Annotated in this window: 26 protein-coding genes; 13 read left to right on the plus strand and 13 right to left on the minus strand. The window is 63.9% G+C overall.

Annotation, left to right across the window (positions count from 1 at the left end; all coding sequences use genetic code 11):
• Nucleotides 1-48: 48 nt before the first annotated feature.
• From PJL15_RS08600 to asd, 8 genes are all read left to right on the plus strand, one after another.
• Complete coding sequence (locus PJL15_RS08600) at nt 49-2,298, plus strand: RNA degradosome polyphosphate kinase (protein WP_281450732.1); 2,250 nt, start codon at nt 49-51, stop codon at nt 2,296-2,298.
• An 8-nt stretch (nt 2,299-2,306) separates the two neighbouring features.
• A complete protein-coding gene (locus tag PJL15_RS08605; RefSeq protein WP_281450733.1) occupies nt 2,307-3,275 on the plus strand; it encodes an NUDIX hydrolase in 969 nt (322 codons plus the stop codon).
• 75 nt (nt 3,276-3,350) lie between these two features.
• The gene (locus PJL15_RS08610) at nt 3,351-4,994 is read left to right on the plus strand and encodes a hypothetical protein (protein ID WP_281450734.1); all 1,644 of its coding nucleotides are present in this window, start codon (nt 3,351-3,353) and stop codon (nt 4,992-4,994) included.
• Entirely contained in the window at nt 4,991-5,383 is a 393-nt protein-coding gene (locus PJL15_RS08615) for a GntR family transcriptional regulator (protein WP_281450735.1), read from the plus strand. Before PJL15_RS08610 ends, PJL15_RS08615 begins: the two co-directional genes overlap by 4 nt.
• A complete protein-coding gene (locus PJL15_RS08620) occupies nt 5,380-6,183 on the plus strand; it encodes a thymidylate synthase (RefSeq protein ID WP_281450736.1) in 804 nt (267 codons plus the stop codon). The genes PJL15_RS08615 and PJL15_RS08620 overlap by 4 nt, the downstream gene beginning before the upstream one ends.
• A complete protein-coding gene (locus PJL15_RS08625; RefSeq protein ID WP_281450737.1) occupies nt 6,180-6,776 on the plus strand; it encodes a dihydrofolate reductase in 597 nt (198 codons plus the stop codon). The genes PJL15_RS08620 and PJL15_RS08625 overlap by 4 nt, the downstream gene beginning before the upstream one ends.
• A gap of 20 nt (nt 6,777-6,796) precedes the next feature.
• Nucleotides 6,797-7,027 (plus strand): NF038396 family protein, encoded by a 231-nt coding sequence (locus tag PJL15_RS08630; RefSeq protein ID WP_281450774.1) that lies wholly within the window; start codon nt 6,797-6,799, stop codon nt 7,025-7,027.
• Nucleotides 7,028-7,132: 105 nt separating this feature from the next.
• Nucleotides 7,133-8,275, plus strand: a complete 1,143-nt coding sequence (gene asd / locus PJL15_RS08635) for an aspartate-semialdehyde dehydrogenase (protein WP_281450738.1) — start codon at nt 7,133-7,135, stop codon at nt 8,273-8,275.
• Nucleotides 8,276-8,347: 72 nt separating this feature from the next.
• Here asd and PJL15_RS08640 read toward each other — a convergent pair whose 3' ends face one another.
• Nucleotides 8,348-9,469 carry a winged helix DNA-binding domain-containing protein gene (locus PJL15_RS08640; protein ID WP_281450739.1) on the minus strand — a complete coding sequence of 374 codons (1,122 nt, stop codon included), beginning with the start codon at nt 9,467-9,469 and terminating at the stop codon, nt 8,348-8,350.
• An 85-nt stretch (nt 9,470-9,554) separates the two neighbouring features.
• Between PJL15_RS08640 and PJL15_RS08645 the strand changes: the two genes are divergently transcribed.
• A complete protein-coding gene (locus tag PJL15_RS08645) occupies nt 9,555-10,034 on the plus strand; it encodes a hypothetical protein (RefSeq protein ID WP_281450740.1) in 480 nt (159 codons plus the stop codon).
• A 306-nt stretch (nt 10,035-10,340) separates the two neighbouring features.
• Here the strand turns inward: PJL15_RS08645 and PJL15_RS08650 are convergent, their stop codons facing one another.
• The 7 genes from PJL15_RS08650 to PJL15_RS08680 all read right to left on the minus strand — a co-directional run bounded on the left by PJL15_RS08650 (nt 10,341) and on the right by PJL15_RS08680 (nt 15,920).
• The gene (locus PJL15_RS08650; protein WP_281450741.1) at nt 10,341-11,408 is read right to left on the minus strand and encodes a UDP-N-acetylmuramate dehydrogenase; all 1,068 of its coding nucleotides are present in this window, start codon (nt 11,406-11,408) and stop codon (nt 10,341-10,343) included.
• Nucleotides 11,409-11,417: 9 nt separating this feature from the next.
• The gene (locus PJL15_RS08655; protein WP_281450775.1) at nt 11,418-12,704 is read right to left on the minus strand and encodes an MFS transporter; all 1,287 of its coding nucleotides are present in this window, start codon (nt 12,702-12,704) and stop codon (nt 11,418-11,420) included.
• Nucleotides 12,705-12,745: 41 nt separating this feature from the next.
• Nucleotides 12,746-13,183, minus strand: coding sequence for a MaoC family dehydratase (locus tag PJL15_RS08660; RefSeq protein ID WP_281450742.1), 438 nt, complete (start codon nt 13,181-13,183; stop codon nt 12,746-12,748).
• A 2-nt stretch (nt 13,184-13,185) separates the two neighbouring features.
• Nucleotides 13,186-13,635 carry an FAS1-like dehydratase domain-containing protein gene (locus PJL15_RS08665; protein WP_144648633.1) on the minus strand — a complete coding sequence of 150 codons (450 nt, stop codon included), beginning with the start codon at nt 13,633-13,635 and terminating at the stop codon, nt 13,186-13,188.
• 54 nt (nt 13,636-13,689) lie between these two features.
• A complete protein-coding gene (locus PJL15_RS08670; RefSeq protein ID WP_281450743.1) occupies nt 13,690-13,914 on the minus strand; it encodes a DUF3188 domain-containing protein in 225 nt (74 codons plus the stop codon).
• Between the two features lie 202 nt (nt 13,915-14,116).
• A complete protein-coding gene (locus PJL15_RS08675; RefSeq protein WP_348651482.1) occupies nt 14,117-15,037 on the minus strand; it encodes a DUF2797 domain-containing protein in 921 nt (306 codons plus the stop codon).
• A 19-nt stretch (nt 15,038-15,056) separates the two neighbouring features.
• Complete coding sequence (locus tag PJL15_RS08680) at nt 15,057-15,920, minus strand: HpcH/HpaI aldolase/citrate lyase family protein (protein WP_281450745.1); 864 nt, start codon at nt 15,918-15,920, stop codon at nt 15,057-15,059.
• 378 nt (nt 15,921-16,298) lie between these two features.
• On the opposite strand from PJL15_RS08680, the gene PJL15_RS08685 reads away from it, so the two are divergent.
• The 4 genes from PJL15_RS08685 to PJL15_RS08700 are packed head-to-tail and all read left to right on the plus strand — an operon-like array spanning nt 16,299 to nt 20,110.
• On the plus strand, nt 16,299-17,321 hold the full coding sequence (locus tag PJL15_RS08685) for an ABC transporter substrate-binding protein (protein ID WP_281450746.1): 1,023 nt from the start codon (nt 16,299-16,301) through the stop codon (nt 17,319-17,321).
• A 2-nt stretch (nt 17,322-17,323) separates the two neighbouring features.
• Nucleotides 17,324-18,223 (plus strand): ABC transporter ATP-binding protein, encoded by a 900-nt coding sequence (locus PJL15_RS08690; protein ID WP_281450747.1) that lies wholly within the window; start codon nt 17,324-17,326, stop codon nt 18,221-18,223.
• Complete coding sequence (locus PJL15_RS08695; protein ID WP_281450748.1) at nt 18,223-19,134, plus strand: ABC transporter permease; 912 nt, start codon at nt 18,223-18,225, stop codon at nt 19,132-19,134. Before PJL15_RS08690 ends, PJL15_RS08695 begins: the two co-directional genes overlap by 1 nt.
• A gap of 52 nt (nt 19,135-19,186) precedes the next feature.
• A complete protein-coding gene (locus PJL15_RS08700; protein ID WP_281450749.1) occupies nt 19,187-20,110 on the plus strand; it encodes a TauD/TfdA dioxygenase family protein in 924 nt (307 codons plus the stop codon).
• A 92-nt stretch (nt 20,111-20,202) separates the two neighbouring features.
• On the opposite strand, the gene PJL15_RS08705 is transcribed toward PJL15_RS08700, so the two are convergent.
• The 5 genes from PJL15_RS08705 to PJL15_RS08725 all read right to left on the minus strand — a co-directional run bounded on the left by PJL15_RS08705 (nt 20,203) and on the right by PJL15_RS08725 (nt 26,615).
• Entirely contained in the window at nt 20,203-21,162 is a 960-nt protein-coding gene (locus PJL15_RS08705) for an aldo/keto reductase (protein ID WP_281450750.1), read from the minus strand.
• Between the two features lie 7 nt (nt 21,163-21,169).
• Nucleotides 21,170-22,924 (minus strand): glycoside hydrolase family 13 protein, encoded by a 1,755-nt coding sequence (locus PJL15_RS08710; RefSeq protein WP_281450751.1) that lies wholly within the window; start codon nt 22,922-22,924, stop codon nt 21,170-21,172.
• Nucleotides 22,925-23,024: 100 nt separating this feature from the next.
• On the minus strand, nt 23,025-24,710 hold the full coding sequence (locus PJL15_RS08715; RefSeq protein WP_281450752.1) for a glycoside hydrolase family 13 protein: 1,686 nt from the start codon (nt 24,708-24,710) through the stop codon (nt 23,025-23,027).
• A gap of 64 nt (nt 24,711-24,774) precedes the next feature.
• The gene (locus tag PJL15_RS08720) at nt 24,775-25,686 is read right to left on the minus strand and encodes a carbohydrate ABC transporter permease (RefSeq protein ID WP_281450753.1); all 912 of its coding nucleotides are present in this window, start codon (nt 25,684-25,686) and stop codon (nt 24,775-24,777) included.
• Entirely contained in the window at nt 25,686-26,615 is a 930-nt protein-coding gene (locus PJL15_RS08725; protein ID WP_281450754.1) for a carbohydrate ABC transporter permease, read from the minus strand. Before PJL15_RS08725 ends, PJL15_RS08720 begins: the two co-directional genes overlap by 1 nt.
• Nucleotides 26,616-26,617: the final 2 nt, after the last annotated feature.

Raw genomic sequence — 26,617 nt, forward strand, 5'->3', positions numbered from 1 at the left:
TGCTTGTAGTGTGGGAGACAAACCCAGTCCTGAGCTTAGGAGAGCCCCATGCAGCCGGACCCCGTCGGCATCGCCGGATCCACCTCTAAGGGGGCGACACTGCCCCCACGCTTCGGATCGTCGGAAGTGCCGGCCTCGCGGGCCACCCAGGACCGCATAGACATCCCCGAATTCGCCCCGAGCCTGGAACCCGAAGGCGACATCTCACCGGATCGTTTCCTTGACCGCGAGCTCAGCTGGCTTGCCTTCAACTCCCGCGTGCTGGAGCTTGCCGAGGACCCCGATCTGTTCCTGCTGGAGCGGGTCAACTTCCTCTCGATCTTCGCCTCGAACCTGGACGAGTTCTTCATGGTCCGCGTGGCCGGCCTCAAGCGCCGTATTGCCACGGGACTTGCCGTTCCCTCCCCCGCCGGGCTCAGCCCCATCGAGGTGTTGGAGCAGATCGGCGAAGAAGCCCACAAGCTCCAGGAACGCCACGCCCGCGTTTTCGCCGAGCAGATCCGGCCCGCCCTGGCCTACGAACACATCCACCTCATGCATTGGAATGAGCTGGACGAAGATGCCCGCCAGCGGATCAGCGTCATGTTCCAGGAGAAGGTCTTCCCCATCCTGACGCCCCTAGCGGTGGATCCGGCCCACCCGTTCCCCTACATCTCGGGGCTCTCCCTGAACCTGGCGGTGATCGTCAGCAACCCGATCAGCGACAAGGAGCTGTTCGCCCGCGTCAAGGTTCCGGACCAGCTGCCACGCCTCATTTCGGTGGACGGGCCGCGCGCGGGTGCCATCCCCGGCCGCGTGGCCAGGTTCATCGCGTTGGAGGAAGTCATCGCTGTCCACTTGGACAAGCTGTTCCCGGGCATGGAAGTCCTGGAGCACCACACCTTCCGCGTCACGCGCAACGAGGACCTGGAAGTTGAAGAGGACGACGCCGAGAACCTCCTGCAGGCGCTGGAGAAGGAACTCCTGCGCCGCCGGTTCGGCCCTCCCGTCCGCCTTGAAGTGACCACGGACATCAACCCGAACATCAAGGCCCTCCTCATCCGCGAACTGGGTGTTGAAGAGTCAGAGGTCTATTCCGTGCCCGCGCCCTTGGACCTGCGGGGATTGTCGGCGATCAGCAGTATCGATCGCGCCGATCTCCACTACCCCAAGCATGTCCCGCACACCTCGCGGTACCTCAACGAGTCCGAGACCTCCAAGGCAGCGAACGTCTTCGCTGCGATGCGCCGCAGGGACATCCTGCTCCACCACCCGTACGACTCCTTCTCCACCTCGGTCCAGGCGTTCCTGGAACAGGCCGCTGCCGATCCCAAGGTCCAGGCCATCAAGCAGACCCTCTACCGGACGTCCGGCGACTCCCCCATCGTGGATGCGCTGATCGACGCCGCGGAGGCCGGCAAGCAGGTCCTGGCCCTGGTGGAGATCAAGGCCCGTTTCGACGAGCAAGCCAACATTTCCTGGGCCCGCAAGCTTGAACAGGCAGGCGTCCATGTGGTGTACGGCATCGTCGGCCTGAAGACCCACTGCAAGTTGTCCCTGGTGGTCCGACAGGAAGTGGATGGCCTTCGCCGCTACTGCCACATCGGTACGGGCAACTACCACCCGCGTACTGCGCGCTACTACGAAGACCTTGGTTTGCTGACCGCCAACGAACAGGTGGGCGAGGACCTTTCCAAGCTCTTCAACCAGCTCTCCGGCTATGCACCGAAGTCCACGTTCAAGAGACTGCTCGTGGCGCCCCGCTCCGTCCGGGCCGGTTTGGTGGACCGTATTGAAACCGAGATCCGCAATGCCCGCGCCGGCGTTCCCGGCCTGGTTCAGATCAAGGTCAATTCGATGGTTGACGAGGCCATCATTGACGCCCTCTACCGCGCCTCCCAGGCAGGTGTGAAGGTGGACGTCGTGGTGCGCGGCATTTGCTCCCTCCGCCCGGGCGTCCCCGGCTTGAGCGAGAACATCACGGTCAGGTCCATCCTGGGCCGCTTCCTTGAACACTCCCGGGTGTTCGCCTTCGGCAACGGCGGCGAACCCGTTGTGTACATCGGTTCTGCCGACATGATGCACCGCAACCTGGATCGCCGGGTGGAGGCACTGGTTCAGCTCGCCAGCAAGGAAGACATCAACACAGTCATGGACCTCATGAGCCGCTACGTTGACGACGAAACGGCCAGCTGGCACCTGGACAACCAGGGACACTGGAACAGGCACCACCTGGATGCGGACGGCAAGCCGCTGTTGGATATGCAGTCCTGGCTGTTGGACTCACGTTCGCGCCAGCGCGCCTCGGCACGTCGGTAAGGACAGAGTTGAACAGCGATACCCCCGTGGAGGATCAGACAGACCACCCCGGCGAGCCGGTAGCGGTCGTGGCTGCCGGCGCCATTCCATGGCGCCTGAACAAAGGTGCCCTGGAGGTTCTGTTGATCCACAGGCCCCGCTACGACGATTGGTCGTGGCCCAAGGGAAAGCTCGACGCCGGCGAAACAGTTCCGGAGTGCGCTGCCCGTGAAGTGTGGGAAGAGATAGGCCTCCAGGCTCCTCTGGGCATCCCCCTGCCTGCCATTCACTACCACGTCTCCGCAGGCCTGAAGGTAGTTCAGTACTGGGCTGCCAGGGTCAACGGCGAACCACTCCGTCCAGATGGCAAGGAAGTGGACAGCGTGATGTGGTGCAGCCCTGACCGCGCAGCGTCCTTCCTCAGCAACCCGTCGGACGTGAAGCCCCTGGAGTATCTGGAAAAGGCTCACGTCCGCGGGGAGCTGGACACGTGGCCCCTGGTGCTGATCCGGCACGCCAAAGCCAAGCCGCGATCGTCCTGGACCAAGGCAGAGGGTGACCGTCCTCTGGCGGCCACGGGCCAACGGCAGGCACTCGCCGTGCAGCGCCTGCTGAATGTCTGGAAGCCACAGCGGTTGGTTACCAGCCCCTGGGCCCGTTGCGTTGCGACCATCGCGCCCTATGCGAAAGCCACCGGGGCCAAGGTCAAGTTGGTGGAAGCCCTGACCGAGCACCACCATCAGCGTTCTCCGAAAAAGACGGCAGCAGCCATCGAGGCATTGTTCGACAAACAGCTCCCCATCGCGGTGTGCACGCACCGGCCGGCGCTGCCCACGGCCTTGAAGCAACTGGGCCAGCACATGCCGCAAAACCTGCGCGCCGTCCTTCCCGCCGAGGATCCGTTCCTTTCCCCGGGAGAGGTCATTGTTTGCCAGGTAGCACGGGGATCTGAAAGGAAGATCGTCTCGGTGGAGCAGGTCAAGCCTTTCGACGACTAGTTCCGCTGCGGTTGACCCCCGGGTTTTTGTATCAAATACTTGACACATTGATTAAAAAGACTTGGGGGTCTTTCGTTGTCCTTTTACCTGCCACCGCTGCTCATCCTGGGACCGGCCATCGGCGCCGTCCTTGTCTACTTGTTTTTGAGGGTCCAGGTATGGTCCAAGCCGGATGCCAAGTCCGTGGAATCCCACGGGCTGTGGGTCGGCATCATTGGATGGATGGCCAGTTCCCTCCAGGGGGCCATGAACTCAGGCATCATCCGGGCCGATCCAACCGCATCAAATGCGCCCTTCACTTCAGAAGGGCTGTTTTCGGCACTGGCGTGGCCCATCGCAGCAGCCTTGGCAGCCCACGCCTTGGGCCAATGGAGCTATCCGGCACCCAAAGCACCCCGCAGGTATGCCGAACTCACCGTCCGTAGAATCCGCGATTTCCTGCCCCGGAAACTCGCATGGGTAACGGCCCTGATTTTTGCCTACGCGGCCGTCGCCATAGCCACAGTCGCTACGCAACCGGCCTATTCTGCCGTGCTTCCAACCCCTTCTCCCCCGTCGCCGGAAGGGACGACGGTCTATACAGGTCATGGGCAGGACGGCAGGATCGCGGGTTCGGAACTTGCCGGGTGGCTGGGCAGCGGCCTGGCTGTCCTCGCGATCGGCACCTGGATGGTCCTTTTGCTGATTGCACGCCGCCGCCAGTTGGAAACACTTGATGGCGAGGATAACCGGGCACTCCGGGCCATCGCGGCCAACCGCCTGCTCCGAACCGTCGCCACCATCGCTGCGGGGCTGGCAAGCATCGCCGGCAACTTCAGTGCACTCCCGGAGCCCGGCGCCACGTGGCAATCGTCGTGGTTCAACGTGCTCGGCCTGGTCAACATGGCAGTCCTGCTGGTCATGTGGTGGTGGCGGGTCCCTGTTCTTCCCTCGCTCCTGATAACCAGGAAGGCCACCAGTGGCACCGCTCTCCGCGCCGATCCCCGTACGCATGGCGCAGCCAAACTCAGCGTGTCCCTTGGAGCGGTCCTTGGAGTCGCGGGCGCCTTGCCGCTTCTGACCTTGGTGTTCTGGTTCGGCTTCATTCCCGTAGAAGGCCGGGGCCTGCTCGCCCCGGCGATCGTCGTGTCCGTGTCCGCCGCGTTGGTCCTGCTCACCATAGCCGCGGGCGAGCTGCTCATCGCTCGGAATCACGGCGCCCCGGAGGCGCCCCTTCAATGGCCGCGGCAGGCGGTGTCGAAGGGATTGCTCACCTTCACCATTGTGTCGGCCGCCGTATTTGCCGTAACCATCGTCATGACTGGCACTGCCCAAGCACTCCAATACGGGCCACCTACCTGGCCGGCTTACCTCCTCCTCACGTTGGGCGTCGGGGTGGTGGGGGCCGCCGCGATCCTGGCCGCGCGCCGTCGTCGTGGTCTTCCCGAACCTGAGCACAGCGGCGGACTTGACGCCGCGCTGCGCGCCATTTCGATGTACCGTGTCGTCCGAACCCTGGCGGCATTCCTCCTGGCACAGGCAGCGGTGATGCTGCTTGGCAACGCTGAGGCATGGGGCACGCTGTTCCCGGCTTTCAATCAGCTCGGGCCAAGTCCTGTGTACATGGCAGGCGTTGTCCTCGCCGTTGCGGCCGTCGCCGCTGCGGTAACACCTGTCCGCAGCCTCTTCCGCGACATTCCCCGCGACGAGCACACGCAGCAGGAGGAGCGCGCGCAATGACCGCGGGGATCACGATCGACCTCGCAGACCCGGTTCCGCCCTACGAACAGATCCGCAGGCAGCTCAGTTCCTTGATTACGGTCGGGGTCCTGGCGCCGGGCAGCCGCCTGCCCACCGTGCGAAGCCTTGCGGCGGATCTCGGCATCGCTGCCGGGACGGTGGCCCGCGCCTACAAGGAGCTTGAGCAGTCCGGACTGATTGAATCACGACGCCGGAACGGGACTGTCGTCGTCGGCCCGCCTGCAGTGCCGAACGGCCAGGCCGGCGCAGACGCGGCGGTTATTGCCGCCGTCGACCGCTTGATCCGGACGGCTCGCGCCGCTGGCCTTCGTGACGACACTCTCATAGATCTGGTTCGAGGCAGGCTGACCAGTAAGCTGGAACCGTGAGCATCCCCACCCCGTATGAAGACCTCCTGCGCGACGTCATGGCCAACGGCACGCACAAATCGGACCGCACCGGAACCGGAACGCGCAGCGTCTTCGGCCGCCAGTTGAGGTTCGATCTCGCAGCGGGCTTCCCACTGATCACCACCAAGCGGGTCCACTTCAAGTCCGTGGCGGTGGAGCTCCTGTGGTTCCTGCGCGGGGACTCGAACGTGAAGTGGATGCAAGACCAGGGCGTTTCCATTTGGGACGAGTGGGCGGCTGCCGACGGCGAGCTCGGCCCCGTTTACGGCGTGCAGTGGCGCAGCTGGCCCACCCCGGATGGCGGCCACATTGACCAGATTTCCGAGCTCATGAAGAGCCTCGAAGCCAATCCCGACTCCCGGCGGCACATCGTTTCCGCGTGGAACGTCTCCGAGCTCAAGGACATGGCGTTGCCTCCGTGCCACGCGTTCTTCCAGTTCTATGTGGCCGACGGCAAGCTGTCCTGCCAGCTGTACCAGCGCTCGGCCGATACCTTCCTCGGCGTCCCGTTCAACATCGCGTCCTACGCGCTCCTGACGCTCATGGTGGCCCAGCAGCTCGGCCTGGAACCCGGCGAATTCGTCTGGACCGGCGGGGATGTCCACGTTTACGACAACCACGTGGAGCAGGTGGCCGAGCAGCTCAGCCGCGAACCGTACGAGTACCCGCAGCTGAAGATCCTCCGCAAGCCGGACTCGATCTTTGACTACACGGTGGATGACTTCGAGGTTGTGGGCTACCGCCACCACCCCACCATCAAGGCTCCGATCGCAGTATGAGCGATGCCTCTCCCGCCCCGGACCAGCTCCCCGGCGTCATTTTCACCCAGGAAACCGCCGCCAAAATGACCGGCATCGGCATGATTTGGGCACAGACCACCTCCGGGGTCATCGGCAAGGATGGCACCATGCCGTGGCAGCTGCCCGAAGACATGAAGCACTTCAGCCAGATCACCACCGGACACCCGGTCATCATGGGCCGCAGGACCTGGGAATCCTTCCCCGAAAAGTACCGTCCCCTTCCGGGCCGCACCAACATCGTGGTGACCCGGAACGAAAAGTGGGCTTCCACGCCCGAGGCCCAGGGCGCCGTCGTGGTTTCATCCCTGGACGAGGCCCTGCTGGAGTCCCAGTTTGCGCCGGGTGGCCAGAAGGTGTGGATCGTCGGCGGCGGCGAGATTTACCGCCAATCCATGGGCATCGCCAACCTGGCGGTGATCACCATCATCGATACCGACGTCCAGGGTGACACCTACGCCCCCGAGCTCGGCGATGACTGGACCTTTGACACCGTGGCACCCGCCGAGGGTTGGCTCACGTCCAAGAACGGCACCAACTACCGGTTCACCACGTGGCGCCGGAACGAAAGCTAGGAAACCAGGACATGCAGGCAATGCTGAAGAAACCCGAAACCCTGTTCGTGCTGGGCTACATGCTGCTGCCGCTTTTCGCCCTGCTCTCAGCCATTGTTGGCCTGACCATGATCCTGGGTGGCAACAAAATCGTTGGAATCATTGTGCTGGTGGTCGTAACCCAGGTGTTTACCTTCGGCGCGTTCTTCGCGCTGCGCGCCCGCAAGGCAGCGTTGCTGCAGGAGCCGCAAGGGCCCGACGCCGGGAACTAGCCTCCCGCTGTCCGGCCCAGGCCCGCGTGGGTGCGTTCCGGCGTCGTGCTTTACGGGTGACGTAACCAACAGCGGCAGGCGGCGCCGAAAGTCTAGACTTGATCCATGACTACAGCAGCTAATCCGTCCGTAGGACTGGTCGGTTGGCGTGGCATGGTCGGCTCCGTCCTGATGCAGCGCATGCAGGACGAGAACGACTTCGCCAACATCAACCCGGTATTTTTCTCCACCTCGAACGCAGGAGGTGCCGCCCCGTCCTTCGCTGATGGGGCAGGCAAGCTCGAGGATGCGTTCGATATCGAGACGCTTGCCAAGCTGCCGATTATTGTCACCGCGCAAGGCGGCGACTACACCAAGCAGGTCCACGGCGAACTCCGCAGCCGCGGCTGGGACGGCCTCTGGATCGATGCCGCTTCCACCCTCCGCATGAACGATGACTCCATCATCGTGCTGGACCCCATCAACCGCGACGTCATCGACGCCGGACTCTCCGGTGGCGTGAAGGACTTCATCGGCGGTAACTGTACGGTCTCGTGCATGCTGATGGGCCTGGGCGGACTCTTCAAGAACAACCTCGTGGAGTGGGGTACGTCCATGACGTACCAGGCCGCTTCCGGCGGCGGCGCCCGCCACATGCGCGAGCTCCTCAACCAGTTCGGCACCCTCAACAGCGAGGTCAGCAGCGAGCTCGAGGACCCGGCATCGGCCATCCTGGAGATCGACCGCAAGGTCCTGGCCACCCAGCGCACGGGCGTCGACGCCACCCAGTTCGGCGTGCCGCTTGCAGGCTCGCTGATTCCCTGGATCGACGCGGACCTCGGCAACGGCCAGTCCAAGGAAGAGTGGAAAGCCGGCGTCGAGACCAACAAGATCCTCGGCACCGGAACCGGCACCGCGGGCAAGGACCACATCGCCATGGACGGCCTGTGCATCCGCATCGGCGCCATGCGCTCACACTCCCAGGCCCTCACGCTCAAGCTGCGCGAAGACCTGTCCGTGACGGAGATCGAAAACCTCCTGGCCAAGGACAACGAGTGGGCCAAGGTTGTTCCGAACACCAAGGAAGCCTCCATGGCAGACCTGACCCCGGTCGCCGCGTCCGGCACCTTGGACATCCCGGTTGGCCGTATCCGCAAGCTCGAAATGGGCCCGGAGTACATCAGTGCCTTCACCGTGGGCGACCAGCTCCTTTGGGGCGCGGCCGAGCCGCTTCGCCGCATGCTCAACATTGTGACGGGCAAGCTCTAAGCTTCCCTGCTCCACTTCCGAAACCCGCTGTTCCGTTGCCGGCTTGCAACAGAGCAGCGGGTTTTTCGACGTTCAGCCCGCCATGAACTTCAGATATGACCGTCCTTGGGTCTGGAACGACCTCTCGGCGGCCGGACCCAGCGTCCCCACGAACGGCTCCGGAGCAACACTGATGGTCTTGCCGTTGGCACTCCTCGTCCATGTCCCGATCACTTCACCCCCGGCGACGATGATCCGCTTGAACACGCCGTTCTTGCCGGGCACCACCAACTCCGCATGCTCAGGGGCAAGGACCAGGCTCCGGTCCTGATAACCGAGCAGATATTCGTCGAAGCCCGGCAGAGCCAGCAACGAGCGCGAGCCGGGGACGCCGTCGTCGAGCATTCCGGCTGACTCGGGCGACAACCAATAACTGTTGCCGCCGTACTGCAGCTCAACCAGGCGGTCCTGCACCTCCTTCAGGGCGGCGCGCGCTTCGGTCAAAGGGATTTGGCTCCACCAGGAGAAATCCTTCACAGTGGCGGGCCCCCGGCTCCGGACGTAGCGGAAGAGCATCTCGGCGATGCCTTCAGCACGGCCCAGGTCCCTCGATTCCGGGATCCATTCGTCGAACGGTACGAAGAGTTGCTGCACCCCAACCTTGCCGGTGGACACCGCCATGGGTCCTTGAACCAACCATGCACGCTGGCAGAGGCTGCCCAGCAAATGAATGCCCCGCTGGGCCTTGGTGAGCTGGCCGGCTTCCTCGAACGCCTGGAAGAGCTGCTCGCGTGTTGCACCCGGTGCGCCTTCAGCCTTGCGGATTTCGGTGGTTTTGAAGGCGATGTCCCGGCAGTGGGCGATGTCGTCGGGTGTAATGGCGAGCTCGCGATGGCGGCCGGCCACCATATTCATCAGCCGGCCACTGGTGATGCCCAGAATCCAGCGGAGGTCCTCCGGCGCCAGCAGATGCAGGGTTCCGCGCATCGGCCACGAGCGGACCACCGTTCCGGCGTCGAGGGCCGCACGGACATCCGAAGCCGCAGTGCCGGGAACCCGCTGCCCAACCGCCCACAACGCGGCGCCAAGGTCCTGTGCCTGCATCGCAGTCATCCACCGGACGGCATCGGGAACCGTCGGAAAACCCGTGCTCAACAGGCCCTGGTTGGCGAGCCGCAAGCGGCCCATGACGCGTGGAGTGAGGGGTGCAGGCATGCTTCATCCTAAAAGGAGCGCCGAGCACAGGGAACCTTGCCGCGCCTCCCAGCCGTCACCCAGCAGCGGATCCTAGGATGGGGTCATGCTTTTTGGTGATCTCGCTCCGTTTGTGCGGCCGTTGAGCCGGTGGTTGGCTACCGCCGGCTGGTTCTGCACGCTCGTGGGACTTGGCTCCGGGCTGATCGTGGCGGTGGGAACGGGCGTCAGCCTTTCCCCCTCCATGCAGGCCATCCAGACCATCAGCCTTGTGGCGACCGCTGCGGCGGCGCTGCTGATCGGTACGGCGGCGGCCAGCCAGCCGACGTCGGATCGCCATGACGACGCCCCCGAACCTTGGTATTACCCTGCCGCCGCGGCACAGGTCCGCAGCTTCCTCCTCGGAGCCATAGTGTTGCTGCTTGGCTTGGTCGGCTTTGCGACCGCCGGGATGTTCATGCCCAGTGGACCGTCGCCGCAGAGTATCGCGTTCAGCCAGATCTTCCTGTTGGGGTCGGTCAGCTGCGGGCTCACGTTCCTGCTGCTCAACAAGGTGCTCCCGATCGCCGAACGCCGCACGCGCTAACTCTTCCGCCCGCGCGCCGAGGGGCGACGTCTCACGCCTTAGCCACGCCCAAAGAGTTGAAAGCTCACCCCTCACCAAAACACCCCAGGCGCCGAGGGGCGACGTCTCACCCCTTAGCCACACCCAAAGAGTCGAAAGCTCACCCCTCACCAAAACCCCCACGCGCCGAGGGGCGACGTCTCACCTCTTAGCCACACCCAAAGAGTTGAAAGCTCACCCCTCGCCAAAACCCCCGGCGCGCCGAGGGGCGACATCTCACCTCTAAGCCACACCCAAAGAGTCGAAAGCTCACCCCTCGCGATGGGGCTAGAGGGAGAGGCCGATCAGCAACGGCTCCGGGTGCAGTTCAATGCCAAAGCGCTCGACGACGCCGGCCCTCACCTCGCGCGCGATGGCCACCATATCCGCCGCCGAAGCCGAGCCACGGTTGGTGATGGCAAGGGTGTGCTTGGTGGACAGAGAGGCCCTCCCCCCGGAAACACTGGACTCCTCGAGGCCGAAGCCCTTCCCGAAGCCTGCCTGATCGATCAGCCAGGCAGCGGAGAGCTTCACCAGGCCGTCCGAACCTGCGGGGTACTTGGGGGCATTTTCCGGAAGTCCTGCGGCCCGTTCAGCGGGAACTATGGGGTTGGTGAAGAAGGATCCCGTGGAGAATGTATCGCGATCGGCGGCATCCAGGACCATGCCTTTGGATGCGCGGAGCCGCAGGACTTCCCGGCGGACGTCGTTCGAGTAGGCGCGCTTGCCGGCGTCGACTCCCAGGACCCGGGCCAACTCGGCATAGCGGATCGGGGCGCTCATCCGGCCCAACGGCAACTGGAACTCCACCGTGAGCACCACGTAGCGCGGTGAGCCATCAACGGTGGTCTGCTTCAGGATTGAGTCACGGTAACCAAACTTCAGCTCCGAATTGGTGAAGGTCTGGACGGCGTTACGCTCGCGATCCCATGTCCGCACGGCAGCGATGGTTTGTGAAACGTCTGCCCCATAAGCTCCCACGTTCTGCACGGGCGTAGCTCCGGTGGCGCCGGGGATGCCGGACAACGCTTCCAAACCCGACCACGCGTGCAGCACGGAGTACTCCACCAGCGCATCCCAGTTGTGGCCCGCCTGGACCACCACGGAGACACCACCGCAGCTGTCCTCGGAGTTCACCACGAAGCCCTCGGACGCGATCTTCAAGACTGTGCCGGGGTAGCCGTCGTCGGAAATCAGGAGGTTGGACCCTCCGCCGATGATGAGGAGTTTGTCTCCCGCGGCGTCGGCCGAGCGGACGGCGTCGATGATTTCTGCTTCGGTGCGGGCTTCAACGTAGTTCCCTGCGGGGCCGCCGACGGCAGCAGTGGTCAATTCTGAAAGAAGCATCTGGGTCACCAATCAAGCCTATCGGGCTTGGCTGGGCTCTACGGACGAGGCCTTCTTTTTGCCGGCGAGGGGCGCCAGGAAGAAGCTGACAACCAGCAGCACCAGTGGCGCCAACAGGGAATGCAAAATGCCGAAGTGCTCGGCCAGCAGTCCCAGCAGCGGTGGTCCGCACAGGAACGCGCCATAGCCGATGGTGGACACCACGGAAACGCGGGCGGCGGCATGCACGGGGTCATCGGCAGCGGCGGACATTCCCACTGGGAAGCCCAGCGAAGCACCCAGTCCCCAGACTGCCAGCGCTACGAAGGCAAGCCAGGGAACGGGCGAAAAGACAAAAAGCGCCAGACCCACGACGGCGGTGGCCGAGCACCAGCGCATCACCAGTACCCGCCCGAAACGGTCGAGGATGACTGCCCCGGTGAACCGTCCAATGGTCATGAAAGTCACGAACACGCCGTAGCCTACAGCGCCGGCGGCGTCGCTTTGCCCGTGTCCGTCGGCCAGCGCCAACGCCACCCAGTCCCCCGCCGCACCTTCGGCCAGTGCCAAACCGAGGACGAGGACGCCGATCAGGAGGGTCCGGCGATCGCGCCATGCGAGGGCCACCAACCGCTTATTGTCCAGCGGCGCAGGGGTGCTGCCTTCACCAGCGTCGGGACCCGGGGTGATCACGGGTAGCGGGCCTGTGGAAGGATCCTGGAATGTATCTGTTTCACTGGGCCGGAACGTTGTGGTGGCCTGGGCGGTCTTTTCCGCCCGGAACCAGAAACCAGCAGCCACCACCGAAGCCGTCACTACCAAGCCCGACATCAGGAAGTGCCAAACCACGGGTATCTGCACGGCGGCAGCCCAGGCCCCGAACCCTGCAGCGGCAACGGTCCCCAAACTGAATGCACCGTGCAGGTGCGGCATGATGTGGCGTTCCAACGCACGCTCGAGGGCCGCGCCTTCCACGTTGGATGCCGTGTTCCAGCTGGCGGTACCCAGGCCAAGAACCACCAGGCCCGCAGCCACTACGAGTGGGTTGGCGGCAATCGAGGTTCCAATACCCACGATGACAAGCCCTGCCCCCACCATGGAGCTGCCGATCCTCGTGGTCAGCTTGGGGCCGAGCCGCAACACGATAAGGCCCGACGCCGAAATGGAGACGAAGGACGCCACGGTCATGCACATCAGCAGCAGTCCGATGCCGCCGGGGGTGAGGTCCAGTCCGTCACGAATAGCTGGGAGCCGGGAAACCCACGTCGCGAAGGCAATGCCGCTGGCGGCGTAGGAGGCCAGAACAGCGACGCGCCACCGCGACATTTCAGTCGGAGTGGCGCGTCGCGAAGGAGCGTTCTGTTGGTTCAAGAGACCTTCACAACCGCCTGCGACTTCATGAGGACTTTCTGTCCCGCGGCAACAACCGTGAGATCGATGCGGGCGGTGCGGGCGTCGGCGTCGAGCGCTCCCACCACGCCGGTGACGTCGATGACGGCGCCGGCTTCATCGGTACCCGTGGTGTCCGTGACGAGTACGGGCTTGGTGAAGCGGGTCTGGTAGTCGACGACGGCGGCGGGGTCGCCTGCCCAATCGCTCACCAACTGCACTGCGGCCCCCATGGTGAACATACCGTGGGCGATCACGCCGGGGAGCTCCACGGACGTGGCGAAGGCTTCGTTCCAGTGGATGGGGTTGAAGTCCCCCGACGCCCCGGCGTACTTGACCAGGTCCTGCCGGGTGACTTCAATGCTGCGGGTGCCAATCTCCTGGCCAACGCTGAGTTCTTCGAATGTGTGGCTCATGGTTACTGTCCCTCTCCCCGGACCAGGATGGACGACGTCGTGGTGGCAACCTTTTCGCCGGCCTCGGTGGAGATCTCGGAGCGGGTGGTGATCATCGCTCCCCCGCCCATGGCCCGGACGCCGTCGACGTGCAGTTCGGCCACCAGACGGTCGCCGGCAACAATGGCGCGGTGGTGCGTGAACCGCTGGTCTGCGTGGACAACGCGGGAAAAGTCGATGCCCGACTCGGGATCTTCAACAAGCTGGGCGTCAGCACGCTGGGCCACGATGATGGCAAAAGTTGGCGGGGCGACGAGGTCGCTGTGGCCCAGGGCCTTTGCTGCCTCAACATCGAAGTGCGCGGGGTTGCTGGCCTTCACGGCCTTGGCAAACTCGCGGATTTTTTCACGGCCGACGTCGTATACCTCTGCGGCAGGGTAGCTTCGGCCCTGCAGGTCCGGATTGATACTCATGCTCCAACCCTATCGGGCGGCGGGCGTGCAGGCAGAGTGGCGCCGGCAGGGAGGTTACTTCTTGTAGCTCTTGCGGATTTTCTGGCCGCGAACAACCAGTCCGATGACGTGGAGGATGAGCCCTGCACCGATCACGGGCAGTGACGCCAGGGCCAGCCCCTGGTTACCCGAGGTGTTTCCGACAATGGACAGGATGAGACCTACAGCGATCAGCCCCATGGCGCTGAAAACCAGCACTTTATAGGAGGTGGAGGCGGTAGCCCAGAATTGTTCCAGCACCGTCCAAGTCTACCGGGGTACGTTGCGTGACTTTGCCGAGGGGTTGGATCTCGCGGGAAAATGCAAGGGATAACGTTGAAAGCTAACCCCTCGGCGCGAGGGATAGCGTTGAGAGCTCACCCCTCGGCGCGAGGGATAGCGTTGAGAGCTAACCCCTCGGCGCGAGGGATAGCGTTGAGAGCTAACCCCTCGGCGCACAGGACTAGAAAAGCGAGTCCTGCAGCGCGGGGATCTCCGTGGTGTGCGGACCGAATTCGATTTTCCGGCCCTTCAATGCGCCCAGATCAGCCACGAAGCTGCCCTCAACCTCGTTCCCCGAAGCATCAGGCAGCCCAGCCAAGGCGATGGCCCCGGACAGTGAGTGAACCCGCAGTCCGTGCCCGCCGTCGTCGAACGCTGCCGGATAGGGATGGCGCATTCCGGCGCCGGGCCGCACAGTGCACAGGGCCTCAGCCAAGGCGGGCCGCTCCCACTCTTCCTCAACAACAGCGAAGCCCGTCATGGCCAGCCCGCCCAGCAGTTCACGCACGCGCCCGGCATGCTGCCGGTTCACGGCGGAAAGCTCGACGGCGGCACGCGGCTCTACGAGGCCTGCCACCTTCGCGGCGGAACGGACTTGCTGGACAAGGCCCAACTCGCTGGTCACGAGATCTTCGAGGACCCGGACCACGCGGCCGTCCTCGGCGTGCGCAACATAGGAAGCATGGACGGCCCCCTGCTCGGCCAGACGGTTCCACTTCCGTGGCGCTGAGGCGGTTCCAACTTTGGTGGCTCCGTTGGCGAAGGTTGCCACGTACAACCAGTGCGGTTGCATCAGGTAGGCACGCAGACCCGTTGGCACCGAACCGCCACGGTGGAAGTCGTGCATCAAGCGGGAATCGTCACGCGCAAAACACGTCCCGCATTGCTTGCCCCGCTCGGCCGGAGAGCTGCTGCGGCACGGTACATGCGTGCGGTTGCCCGGGCCGTGCACCTTGGTGTGCCCCAGGCACCACAAACCAGGGATAACGCGCAGGCCCAGGGCTGAGCCCCGGGCCAACGCAATATCAGTGAACTCTGCGTCCGGCGAGAACATCCTCAAAGCCGGAGACGAAGAGTCCCACACCACACCATGGACCAGCATCTCTACCTGACCAGCATGCCTAGAGGGAAGGCTGCACTCCGAAAGCCACGGCAAGCTTCATGATCTTTTCGGCGCGGCCCAAACGCGGGAGGTCGGATCCGTCGCGGATTACCCGGCCGTTGGCCTCGAAGTCGTTCATGAAGTCCGTAGCCCAGGCCACGTCCGAGGGCGTGGGGCTGATGACCTCGTTGATCACGGTGGTCTGGTCGATGGCCAGGCAGAGCTTGCCGGTCATGCCCATGGTCACGGTGATGCCCGTCTGCTCGCGCAGGATGGGGTGGTTGGTGCCGACGGTGGGGCCGTCGATGGGGCCCGGCAGGTTGCCAACGCGGCTGGCCACAACGAGCTTGGCGCGCGGGTAGGCCATGGCCTCCGGCGTGGCCGCCATTCCGGTGTCGCGGCGGAAGTCGCCCGAACCGAAGGCCAGGCGGAAGGCACCCTGTGCGCGTGCAATGTGGTTGGCCTCTTCGATGCCGAGGGCAGACTCCACCAGGGCAATCACGGGAGTCTTGCCGTCCATGCGGTGGTAGGACTCGGTGACTTGGTCGGCGGACTCGGTCTTGGCGAGCATCACGCCCAGCAGGCCGGGCGTGCCGCGCAATCCGGCGAGGTCGTCAGCCCAGAAGTTACTGGTGGCATCGTTGATGCGTACCCAGGCCTGGCCGCCGGCGGTCAGCCAGTTCACGACGTTTTCGCGTGCGGCGTCCTTCTGGGAAGGGTCCACGGCGTCTTCGATGTCAAGGATGATGGCGTCTGCGCGCGAGCCCGCGGATTCGTCGAAAAGCTCCGTTTTCATCGCATTTACGAGAAGCCATGAACGGGCGATGTCGGCGGGAATGTTGCGGGTGGGCCGAATGGATTCGGCGGCGATGCTAGACGTCATGTATCTACCGTATCTGCCCTGCCGCCCGCAAGGCGAAGAATTCGCCTTCCTTGTGAGGATCAATACGAACTAAACCCCATATGACTGTCGAGTCCCGCAGTATGAACTCCCGACGGCGGTCCGCGCCAGTCATGTCCGGCCTGCCTGTCGCTGTTGTTCACGGATCTCAACACGGCGTCTTTGAGTCTCCCCGTTGCTGGGCATGGCTCAGGATTTCGCCCCGTTTCGAGCTGTTTCGCAGGGTTTCCGGGCGTTACCGCTCCGCTTCCCAGCCGCCGTCGTCATGGGCTTTCATCGTTCCCAAGCCATTGCACAAGTACCCGCGTACTTGCCGCAACCGGCCACCCAACCAACCTCACTCCATCGAAAGTAGCTCCCATGAAACTGCATCTGCCCCTCCTGAGCGTCGCGGCCGCCGTCGTACTTGCGCTGACGGTGAGCGGCTGCGGCGGTGCAGCCGAAGCCGGACAAAGCGGCCAGCCAGGCAACGAAGTCAAGGAACTTCGCTACCAGGGTTCAGCCAACAACGTGACCTTCCCTGAACTGGCAGCAGACCTCGGCTATTTGGGCGACCTGAAGCTGAACTGGGTGGGCAACACCACCAGCGGCCCCCAGGACATCCAGTCGGCGGCTACCAACCAGACGGACTTCGGCGGCGCGTTCTCCGGCGCCGTAGTCAAGCTCATCGAAGCCGGTGCGCCCGTCAAGGCAGTGGTCAACTACTACGGCTCGGATGAGAAGACCTTCAGCGGTTACTACGTCAAGGCCGACAGCCCCATCAAGGAACCCCGCGACCTGATCGGCAAGAAGATCGCCGTGAACACCCTGGGCGCCCACCATGAAGCGGTCATCAACACGTGGTTGACCAAGAACGGACTGAGCCAGGACGACATCAAGCAGGTACAGCTGGTTCCGCTGGCACCGAACGACACCGAAGAAGCGATCCGACGCGGCCAGGTGGATGCAGGAACGCTGGGCGGGGTACTCCAGGACCGCGCCATTGAATCCGGCGGGCTGCGTTCCTTGTTCAGTGACGTCGAACTGTTCGGCAACTTCGCCGGCGGGCAGATCGTGCTCCGCTCCGACTTCATAGAGAAGAACCCGAACACCACCCGCACCTTCACCACGGGTGTGGCCAAAGCGATCAAGTGGGCGGCGGAAACACCCCGCGACGAGGTGATTGCCCGCTTCACCAAGATCATCGAAAACCGCGGCCGCAACGAAAGCACCGCCAACCTCAAGTTCTGGAAGAGCCCGGGTGTCCCGGACGCCGGGGTCATCCAGGACCAGGACTTCACGCGGTGGGAGTCGTGGCTGAACTCGGCGGGAATCGTCAAGGACAAGCTGACGCCGTCCAAGTACTACACCAACGATTTCAACGATCTGGCGAAGAAGGGATAACCATGACAGCGAAGATCAGCCTCAGGAATGTCACCAAACAATTCACGGTCCGGGCTACCAAGTCCGCCCCCGCCTCGACGCTCACAGCCATCGATTCCCTCAGCCTGGACGTCCGCGACGGCGAATTCCTCACATTGGTGGGGCCCAGCGGCTCGGGAAAGACCACGCTCCTGGACTTGCTTGCCGGATTGTCCACGCCCACCTCGGGAGAGGTATTGGTGGACGGCAAGACAGTGACAGGACCTGGCAAGGACCGGGCTGTGGTGTTCCAGCAGTATGCGTTGTTCCCGTGGCGGACGGCCTCTGCCAACGTCTCGATCGGCCTGGAAGGGAAAGGTCCGGACGGCCGAAAGTTGAGCCGCCGCGAACGGGCCTCGAAAGCCAGCGAGTACTTGGCGTTGGTGGGACTGGCTGGCTTCGAAGACCGCTACCCGCACGAGCTCTCCGGCGGCATGAAGCAGCGCGTCGCCATCGCCCGCAGCCTGGCGTATGAGCCGGATGTGCTGCTGATGGATGAGCCGTTCGCCGCCTTGGACGCCCAGACCCGTGAGCAGTTGCAGGACGAGCTCCTCCGGATCTGGAAGGCCACCGGGAAGACGATCGTGTTCATCACCCACGGCATCGACGAGGCCGTATACCTGGGCGGGCGCGTGGCTGTGCTGAGCGCGAGGCCGGGCCGGCTCAAGGAAATCGTGGACATCAATATTCCGGACCGCGACGGCGATGAGGACATCCGCTCCAACCCCGCTTTCGTGGCGCACCGGCACCAGGTGTGGACCCTCCTGCACGACGAAGTCCGCCGGGCCCAGGACGCCGGCCACCGCAAAATCCTGCCTGATGGCAGCGCACCGGACGAACCGGCAACAACCCCACTCACTGCAACTGCAAGGAGCGCAGCCTGATGACAACCACCCTGACGCAGGCAGAAACCGCCACCTCCGTGCCTGGCCCGGCAACCGCCGTCGAGCCTTCCGAAACCCGGGTGCCCGTCACGGAACGCACGACGCCGGTACCTGGCAGGCTGCGACGGGTCACCTCGACCCTTGGGTCGGGTCTGTGGAAGTCCGCGGCGATCCTTGCGTTCCTGGCGCTGTGGGAGTTGGGGCCGACGTACCTGGCCAGCCCCTCCACCCGCGTGTTCCTGCCACCGCTGCATGAGGTACTCCTGGCATGGGGCAAGCTGTTCGAAGCCGGGACCATCCAGGGCCACATCGCAGCCAGCCTCACACGTTCAGTGGCCGGGTTCGGTGCGGCGCTGGTGGCGGGTGTTTCGTTGGGCCTGCTGATTGCCTGGTACGGGCGGCTGAACTCGGTCCTGAACCCGTTGCTGGAACTGTTCCGCAACACTGCGGCGCTGGCCCTGCTGCCGGTGTTCACGCTGCTGCTGGGCATTGGCGAGGAATCGAAGATCAGCATCGTGGCGTACGCCGCGTTCTTCCCGGTATTGCTGAACACCATCGCCGGAGTGAAGACCGTGGATCCTCTGCTGATCAGGGCTGCTCGTTCCTTGGGCCTGAACAGCTTCAGGCTCTTCCAGAAGGTCATCCTGCCCTCCGCGGTTCCCACGATCTTCACCGGTATCCGCATGGCCGGCACGGCCTCGATCCTGGTGCTCATCGCCGCCGAAATGGTGGGGGCCAAGGCGGGTCTCGGCTACCTGATCGTGAACGCCCAAAGCAGCTTCCTCATCCCGGACATGTACGCGGGCATCCTCACAGTGTCCCTGCTGGGACTGGGCGTGAACTTCCTGCTCGTGGCCCTTGAACGCCACTTCTCCCGCTGGCGGACCGCAGTCGGCGCCGCAGCTTCCTGATTTTTCTACCCGTGGCACCTGCCACAACCATCACAACAAGTAAGGAAAAACCATGACCACCATTACCGAAACCAGGCTCGAATTCGCCAAGCTGGGCTCACGCATCGGCGCTGAAATCCGCGGCCTGGACATCAGCGGAGACCTCAGTGCAGAAACGGTGGCCCAGATCCGCGCAGCACTGAATGAGCACAAAGCACTGGTCTTCCGCGAGGCCAACATCCTCAGCGACGAGGCCCAGGTGAAGTTCGCTTCCCACTTCGGGCCGCTGACCAAGGCGCACCCCACCGTAGCCTCCGTGGACGGCGAGGAGAATGTCCTGCCGGTGGACAGCGAGAACGGCTCAGCCAACAACTGGCACACGGACGTTACTTTCGTGGTCAACCCGCCGCAGGCCTCGACGCTGCGCAGCATCGACCTCCCGGCATACGGCGGCGAGACCTTGATTGCGTCCTCAGCCGGCGCCTATCAGGACCTCCCGGAGGAACTGCGTAATTTCGCGGACACCCTGTGGGCGATCCACACCAACGATTACGACTACTCCGTACCGAAGAACCTTGAGCACTCCAACGCTGAGGAGCGCCGCAAGGAGTTCACCCGGCTGAAGTTCGAAACCGCCCACCCCGTGGTGCGGGTCCACCCCTTGACCGGCGAGCGCGGATTGTTCATTGGGGGCTTCGCGCAGCGGCTTCGGATCGTGGGACTGTCCAACACTGAGTCCAAGGACATCATCCGCCTGCTGCAGGCGTACGTGACTCGCCCGGAGAACGTGGTCCGCGTGAACTGGGAGCCCAACCAGGTGGTCTTGTTCGACAACCGCATCACGCAGCACTACGCGCCGGACAACTACGATGGCCAGCCGCGCAAGCTGAACCGCGTGACGATCGCGGGCGACATTCCGGTGGGTGTGGATGGCAAGCCGAGCCAGGCCATCCAGGGTGATTCCAGCACGTACTCCGTGGTCGCGCCGCTTTCGTAGGAGGGCTTATGTGTTGCTGTTTTAACTCAACTGAGTCGCAGTAGATGTCGTTTTGAGCGTTGATAGCGACACGAACTGCGACTCAGTTGGGTTTAAGGAAGGTTGCTTCCGCGGGCCGTCGTCCAGAGGCCGTACCACTGGGCCCGGGTCATGTCCTTCGCCACCACGGCAGCATCGGAACATGCTTCGATACGGGCAGGGCTGGTGGTTCCCACTACCGGGGAAATCCTGGCCGGATGTTTCATCAGCCAAGCAAGCAGCACCGATTCCGGGGTAGTTCCGTGCTCAGCGGCCAGCTGCTTGAGCATCACCGCCGTCGCCGACTCAGCCGCAGACAACTCCTCCGGCTTCGCCCCCGTGTAACGGCCCTGGGCAAGCGAGCCGTAGGCCTGAAGCTCAATCCCGTGGGCCATGCAATGCTCCAAGGTCCCGTGCGGGAAGCTGTATGCCCGATCCCCAGGGTTGTTGACCAGCACAGTGCTCTCCAGCCAGTCGCTGCGGAGCAAACTCATCTCCAGCTGGTTCGCCACGATGGGCATCTCCAACACATCCTGCAGGTACGCGATCTGCGCCCCGGACATGTTGGACACACCTAACTGCCGCACCTTGCCTTCTGCAATCAACTGCCCGACGGCGTCCCCCACCTCCCGCGCGTCCATCAAGGGATCGGGCCGGTGCAGGAGCAGGACGTCCACGTAATCCGTTTGAAGGCGTTTGAGGCTCTCATTGACCCTTTCCAGGATGGCTTCCCGGCTGAGATCGTAGTGGGTTTGCAGGCCCCGCTCCCCCAACCGGATTCCGCACTTTGTCTGCAGCGTGATCTTTTCGCGCAGGCCTTGCGAACGGGCCAGGACTTCACCGAAGACAGCCTCCGACTTGCCGCTGCGGTAGATATCGGCGTGATCGAACAATTCGATGCCAATCCCTTGCGCGGCCTCAATTACGGCAGCGGCCTGCTCAATCTCGGCAGCATCATAAGAGGTGCCGTCCCAAGGACCGCCGAGACCCATGCATCCATAAATGAGCCGTCCGGGCCCGTTCGCTTTGGTCATATGCATCCTAGGCCTTGGCAACGATCCAGGCAGTGGTATCGGAGGGAAGCTTGCCGTTCTCCAGCGGTCCACTCGCTACAACCACTTCGCCTTCAGGCAGTTCAACGGGTTCCCCGCCGAAATTGGTGATGGTGTGCCAGCCGCCGGGACGGCTGAAGTGCAGCAGTTCAGGGTTGCCGGTTTCCACCCACTCGAGTTCCTCATCGGTCTGCAGTTCACTGCGCAGGTGCAGTGCCCGCCGGTATAGCTCCAACGTCGAGCCTTCAACGCCATCCTGCTTGGCGACGGCGTAGTCCGCGAACCACTCTGGCTGGGGCAGGTGCGCCTTGCCTTCGCCGAAGCCGAAGGAGGAACCTTCCGACGTCCAGGGCAGCGGAACACGGCAGCCATCGCGGCCGATTTCGACACCCGGGTTCCGGAAGAATGACGGGTCCTGGCGCTCGGAGTCGGGAATCTCCGTCACTTCACGCAGGCCGAGCTCTTCGCCCTGGTAGAGGTACGCGGAGCCGGGAAGCGCAAGCAGCAGCAACGTAGCGGCGCGGGCGCGACGCAAGCCGAGTTCGACGTCGAGCTCTTCGGCCGGTGCGCCGGCAAGCAGCCAACCCTTGCCGTCCTGGCCTTTGGGCTCGCCGCCGGTGATGTCCTGCGCGGCGTTGGTCCCCTGCGCGACGGAACCGCCCTTGGGAAGGCCGTAGCGGGTGGCATGCCGGACGACGTCGTGGTTGGAGAAGACCCACGTGGACGATGCCCCGGACTCCTTGGCTGCCACCAGGTTGTCCGTGATGATCTTCTTGAACGAGGCGGCATCGAAATCCGACTGCAGGAGGTCGAAGTTGAAGGCCTGACCGAGTCCTTCGGGGCTCGCGTAACGGGCACGGCGGGACTCATGGACCCAGGCTTCCGCAACGGCAGTTCGCGGCGGGTTGTACTCGTTGAAGAGCTTGCGCCACTCGGCGTAGACCTCGTGGACTTCGTCGCGGTCCCAGAAGGGGTGGGAGCCATCGACGAAACCGTCCGTGCCGTGTGCTTTTGCCTCAAGGTCGGCCTTCATTGGCAGGGGCTCGCTAAGGTCCTTGGCCATGCCGTGGGCCACGTCGATGCGGAAGCCGTCCACGCCGCGGTCCGACCAGAAGCGGAGGGTCTTCAGGAAGTCCTCGCGGATCTCGGGGTTCTCCCAGTTAAAGTCCGGCTGTTCCTTGGCGAAGATGTGCAAGTACCACTGGCCCGGAGTTCCATCCGGTTCGGTGATGCGTTCCCAGATGGGTCCGCCGAACACAGAGTCCCAGTCCGACGGCGGCAACTCACCGTTTTCGCCCTTGCCGTCCCGGAAGATGTAGCGGTTGCGCGCTGCCGAACCCTTGGGCGATGCCAGGGCTTCCTTGAACCACTCGTGGCGGTCCGAGGAGTGGTTGGGAACGATGTCCACCACGATCTTGATGCCGGCCGCGTGCAGTGCCGCTGCCATCTCGTCGAAGTCCTCAAGCGTCCCCAGCTTTGGGTCCACGTTCCGGTAGTCATCGACGTCGTACCCGCCGTCGGCGAGCGCTGACGGATAGAACGGGCTGAGCCAGACGGCGTCGATCCCGAGTTCCTTCAGGTAGGGAACCTTCGCAGTAATGCCTTTGAGGTCACCGAGGCCGTCCCCGTTGGCGTCGTAGAAGCTGCGCGGGTAGATCTGGTAGACGGCTGCCTGGCGCCACCAGTTCGGATCGGACATGCGGTGCGTATCGGTACGGTGTTGCTTGGTGGCAGGGGTACTCACGAAACTCCTTTGATTTAGAATCTAAATTTAGGTCCCGGACCAGTATCTGACGCCTGAAGCAGAAGGTCAACAGCCTGGGCTCCGCGGCAAAGATCACCCGTCAGGGGGCCTCGGCGCGCAGCCAGGCCGTCGAATTACCGGGAAGCAGTCCCTGTTCAAGGGGCGCACTGCTGAGGAGGACCTCTCCTGCGGGCAGCGTCGCCGGGGCGTCACCGAAGTTGGTGATGCTGACCCATCCGCCCGGCCGGGCGAAGGCGAGCACGTCATCCTGCGAGCGCACGTTGTCCCATTCCAAGCTCTCACCGGCCTGCAGTTCGCGGCGCAGGCGCAGCGCCTCGCGGTAGAGGTTCAGGGTGGAGCCGGGGGCGGCGTCCTGGGACTCGACAGAGACGTCCCCGAACCACCCGGGCTGGGGCAGGTGCGCACCGTCAGGGCCGAAGCCGAACGACGATCCCGTGGCAGACCACGGCAAGGGCACGCGGCATCCATCGCGGCCCAGGCCATCGTAGGTCCAGTCCGGCTGGCCAACGGAACGGTGGTACGCCGGATCCTGCCGGTGCTCGGCCGGGATGTCGCCAACCTCGTGGAGGCCCAGCTCCTCGCCTTGGTAAAGGTAGGCGCTGCCGGGCAGGGCAAGCAGGAACAGTGTGGCGGCGCGGGCCCGTGCGAGTCCCAAGGCGAGGTTGACGCCGTCGGAGGGCGCGCCGTCGAGCATCCATTCGACGCCTTGCTTCACGCCCTTCCGGCCATCCAGCGGCGGCAGTCCGTAGCGCGTGGCGTGCCGTGTGACGTCGTGGTTGGAGAGGACCCACGTGGACGAGGAGCCAGTGGCCGCGGACTGGGCGAGGTTATCCGTGACGATGCGGCGGAACTGGGCGGGGTCGAAGTCTGCGGTCAGGAGATCGAAGTTGAACGCCTGGCCAAGGCTGGTGGGTGCGGCGTATTTCGCACGCCGGACGGGCGAATCCACCCAGGCCTCGGCCACCGCTGTACGGGGCGGGCTGTATTCGTTGAACACCGCACGCCACTCGGCGTAGACCTCGTGCACCTCATCGCGGTCCATCAGCGGGTGCTTTCCGGAATCGCGGTCCATGCTTTCCAGCTCGGCGCGGCTGGGCAGCACCTCGGGAAGATCCTTCACCAAAAGGTTCGCTACGTCCACGCGGAAGCCGTCCACGCCCCGGTCCGACCAGAACCGGAGCGTCCTCAGGAAGTCGTCACGGACCTCGCGGTTGTCCCAGTTGAAGTCCGGCTGCTCCTTCGCGAAGGTGTGCAGGTACCACTGCCCATCACCCACGGGCTCCCAGGCCGGGCCGCCGAAGGCCGCTTGCCAGTCAGCGGGTGGGAGTTCGCCGTTGGCGCCCAGACCGTCACGGAAGATGTAGCGCTCCCGTGCCGCCGATCCCTTCGGTGCCGCCAGGGCCTCCCGGAACCAGGCGTGGTCATTTGAGGAGTGGTTGGGCACGATGTCGACGATGACGCGGATACCCGCTTCGTGCAGGACGGCCACCAGCTGGTCGAACTCATCCAGGGTGCCGATCCGCGGATCAACATCGCGATAGTCAGCCACGTCGTAGCCGCCGTCGGCAAGGGCAGACGGGTAGAACGGGCTGAGCCACACCGCGTCCACGCCAAGACCGGCCAGGTAGGGCACCCGCGAGATGATCCCGCGGAGGTCGCCGATGCCGTCACCGTTGGCGTCGGCGAACGAGCGGGGGTAGATCTGGTACACCGCAGCCTGCCGCCACCAGGACGCGGCTGGTGCGATGACGGATTCTGATGCCATGAAAGTCTCCTCGGGGGTGAGTGAAGGCGGGCCTTCCAGCCCGGCCGACGGCGGAATGGGAGCCTTAGCCCTTGACCGCGCCCTGGGTAACGCCTGCCATGACCCAACGCTGCGTAAACAGGTAGGCGACGATGGCCGGCGCCATTGCCATGAGGTAGGACGCGAAGGACACGTGGTAGTTGTTGCTGAATTGAGTCTGGAACAGGCTTTGCCGTACGGGAAGGGTCTGCAGCGCCGGATCGGAAATAATCAGCGACGGCATCATGAAGTCGTTCCAGGCGTAGAGGAATGCGAAGATTCCTACCGTCGCACTCATGGGGGCCAGCAGCGGGAAGATCAGCTTCCAGAAGGTCTGCCAGGTAGTGGCGCCGTCGATCCTGGCGCTTTCTTCAAGTTCCAAGGGGATGGAGCGGAGGAACGCGGTGAACAGCAGAACGCTGAAGCTCAGCTGGAACATGGTTGCCAGCAGGATCACGCCCATGGGGTTGTCCAGGCCCAGCCGACCGGTGAGCTGGATCTGCGGCAGCGCGACCACCGGGAACGGGATGAACATCGCTGCCAGCAGGTAGAAGAACGAGAATCGGAACAGGCGGCGCTCCCAATTGCGCACGATCGCGTAGGAAGCGAAGGCGGCCAGGACGATCGTGGCAACAACGGTACCCGCCGTGACCAACAACGACATCGCTGCGCCCACCGGGAAGTTCGTCAGGGTCCAGGCCTGCACAAACCCGTCCACGCTGAACGGGGCCGGCAGCGAGAAAGCATTGCCGTCCACAGCCTGCCCCTGGGTCTTGAACGCCATGGAGACCGTGACATAGAGGGGAAGAAGCACCGTGACCGCGCAAAGAACCAGGATGGTTGTTCCGGACCAGTTGATCCGCTCTTGCTTCGCTATTGGCACGGGACGGGAAAGTCCGACGGCGGCAGCCGGGGCTGCTTGCCGGGCATCGGTTGGGAGGGTGGTTTGTTCGGGCATCAGAGTGCGCTCCGTCCGCGGGTGGCAGAAAGCTGCAAGAGGGAAATGAGGATCGCGACAACGAAGAAGATCGTCGCGTTGGCCATCTGGTAGGCGTAGTCTCCACCGTTGAAGCCGGTGATGACGGTCATTGCGATGCTTCGGGTTGATGTGCCGGGGCCGCCGTTGGTGAGGCCCACAATGATGTCGTAGGCATTGAGGAAGCCCTTGAACCCGAGAATGACGTTGATCACCACGTAGCCGGCCACCAAGGGGAACGTGATTTTGAGCAGTTGCTGGAGTTTGCTCGCGCCGTCGAGGTCTGCTGCCTCATAGACATCCCCCGGCACTGCAACAAGGCCGGCGATGTAGATGAGCAGCGACCCCGGCACAGCCTGCCAGGCGGTCACCAGGACGATGGCAACCCACGCGAGGTCCGGGTTGGCGAGCAGGCTGGTTTCCAACCATGGAATACCCGCAGCAGCCCCCGCCGTCGGAAGCGAATTGGAAAACAGGAAGTTGAAGACGTACGCGATGATGATGCCCGAAACCACCATAGGGATAACGAAGATGGTGCGCAGCGCCGTCTTCATGCGGATGCGCGAGGTGAGCCCGACAGCCAGCAGGAACGCGATCACGTTGACCACGATCACGGTGACAATGGAGAACCCGAACGTGAACAGGTAGCTCTGCAGGATCGCGGGGTCACTGAAGATCGCGATGTAGTTGGTAAAGCCTGTGAACTCCCAGTCACCGATCCCAATGGAATCCGTGAAGCTGAAGAAGATCCCGATGATTCCCGGGATGGTGATGGCCAGCGTGAACAGGACAAGGCTGGGCAGGAGGAAGAGGTAGTAGATGGGTTCGACCCGCCGCCCGGTGCGGCGCGTGCCGTTATGGCGCGCGCCGTTGCCGCGGGTGGCGGAGATGGCCCGTGTGGAGATGGACATGT

The organism is Paenarthrobacter nitroguajacolicus, assembly GCF_029952445.1.
Lineage (GTDB): Bacteria > Actinomycetota > Actinomycetes > Actinomycetales > Micrococcaceae > Arthrobacter > Arthrobacter nitroguajacolicus_B.

Excerpts from the sequence above, each read along its gene's own strand:
- PJL15_RS08600 (WP_281450732.1), top strand. The coding sequence starts at position 49 with ATGCAGCCGGACCCCGTCGGCATCGCCGGATCCACCTCTAAGGGGGCG.
- PJL15_RS08615 (WP_281450735.1), top strand. The coding sequence starts at position 4,991 with ATGACCGCGGGGATCACGATCGACCTCGCAGACCCGGTTCCGCCCTAC.
- PJL15_RS08625 (WP_281450737.1), top strand. The coding sequence starts at position 6,180 with ATGAGCGATGCCTCTCCCGCCCCGGACCAGCTCCCCGGCGTCATTTTC.
- PJL15_RS08630 (WP_281450774.1), top strand. The coding sequence starts at position 6,797 with ATGCTGAAGAAACCCGAAACCCTGTTCGTGCTGGGCTACATGCTGCTG.
- asd (WP_281450738.1), top strand. The coding sequence starts at position 7,133 with ATGACTACAGCAGCTAATCCGTCCGTAGGACTGGTCGGTTGGCGTGGC.
- PJL15_RS08640 (WP_281450739.1), bottom strand. The coding sequence starts at position 9,469 with ATGCCTGCACCCCTCACTCCACGCGTCATGGGCCGCTTGCGGCTCGCC.
- PJL15_RS08645 (WP_281450740.1), top strand. The coding sequence starts at position 9,555 with ATGCTTTTTGGTGATCTCGCTCCGTTTGTGCGGCCGTTGAGCCGGTGG.
- PJL15_RS08655 (WP_281450775.1), bottom strand. The coding sequence starts at position 12,704 with ATGTCGCGGTGGCGCGTCGCTGTTCTGGCCTCCTACGCCGCCAGCGGC.
- PJL15_RS08660 (WP_281450742.1), bottom strand. The coding sequence starts at position 13,183 with ATGAGCCACACATTCGAAGAACTCAGCGTTGGCCAGGAGATTGGCACC.
- PJL15_RS08665 (WP_144648633.1), bottom strand. The coding sequence starts at position 13,635 with ATGAGTATCAATCCGGACCTGCAGGGCCGAAGCTACCCTGCCGCAGAG.
- PJL15_RS08675 (WP_348651482.1), bottom strand. The coding sequence starts at position 15,037 with ATGCTGGTCCATGGTGTGGTGTGGGACTCTTCGTCTCCGGCTTTGAGG.
- PJL15_RS08680 (WP_281450745.1), bottom strand. The coding sequence starts at position 15,920 with ATGACGTCTAGCATCGCCGCCGAATCCATTCGGCCCACCCGCAACATT.
- PJL15_RS08685 (WP_281450746.1), top strand. The coding sequence starts at position 16,299 with ATGAAACTGCATCTGCCCCTCCTGAGCGTCGCGGCCGCCGTCGTACTT.
- PJL15_RS08690 (WP_281450747.1), top strand. The coding sequence starts at position 17,324 with ATGACAGCGAAGATCAGCCTCAGGAATGTCACCAAACAATTCACGGTC.
- PJL15_RS08695 (WP_281450748.1), top strand. The coding sequence starts at position 18,223 with ATGACAACCACCCTGACGCAGGCAGAAACCGCCACCTCCGTGCCTGGC.
- PJL15_RS08700 (WP_281450749.1), top strand. The coding sequence starts at position 19,187 with ATGACCACCATTACCGAAACCAGGCTCGAATTCGCCAAGCTGGGCTCA.
- PJL15_RS08705 (WP_281450750.1), bottom strand. The coding sequence starts at position 21,162 with ATGACCAAAGCGAACGGGCCCGGACGGCTCATTTATGGATGCATGGGT.
- PJL15_RS08715 (WP_281450752.1), bottom strand. The coding sequence starts at position 24,710 with ATGGCATCAGAATCCGTCATCGCACCAGCCGCGTCCTGGTGGCGGCAG.
- PJL15_RS08720 (WP_281450753.1), bottom strand. The coding sequence starts at position 25,686 with ATGCCCGAACAAACCACCCTCCCAACCGATGCCCGGCAAGCAGCCCCG.
- PJL15_RS08725 (WP_281450754.1), bottom strand. The coding sequence starts at position 26,615 with ATGTCCATCTCCACACGGGCCATCTCCGCCACCCGCGGCAACGGCGCG.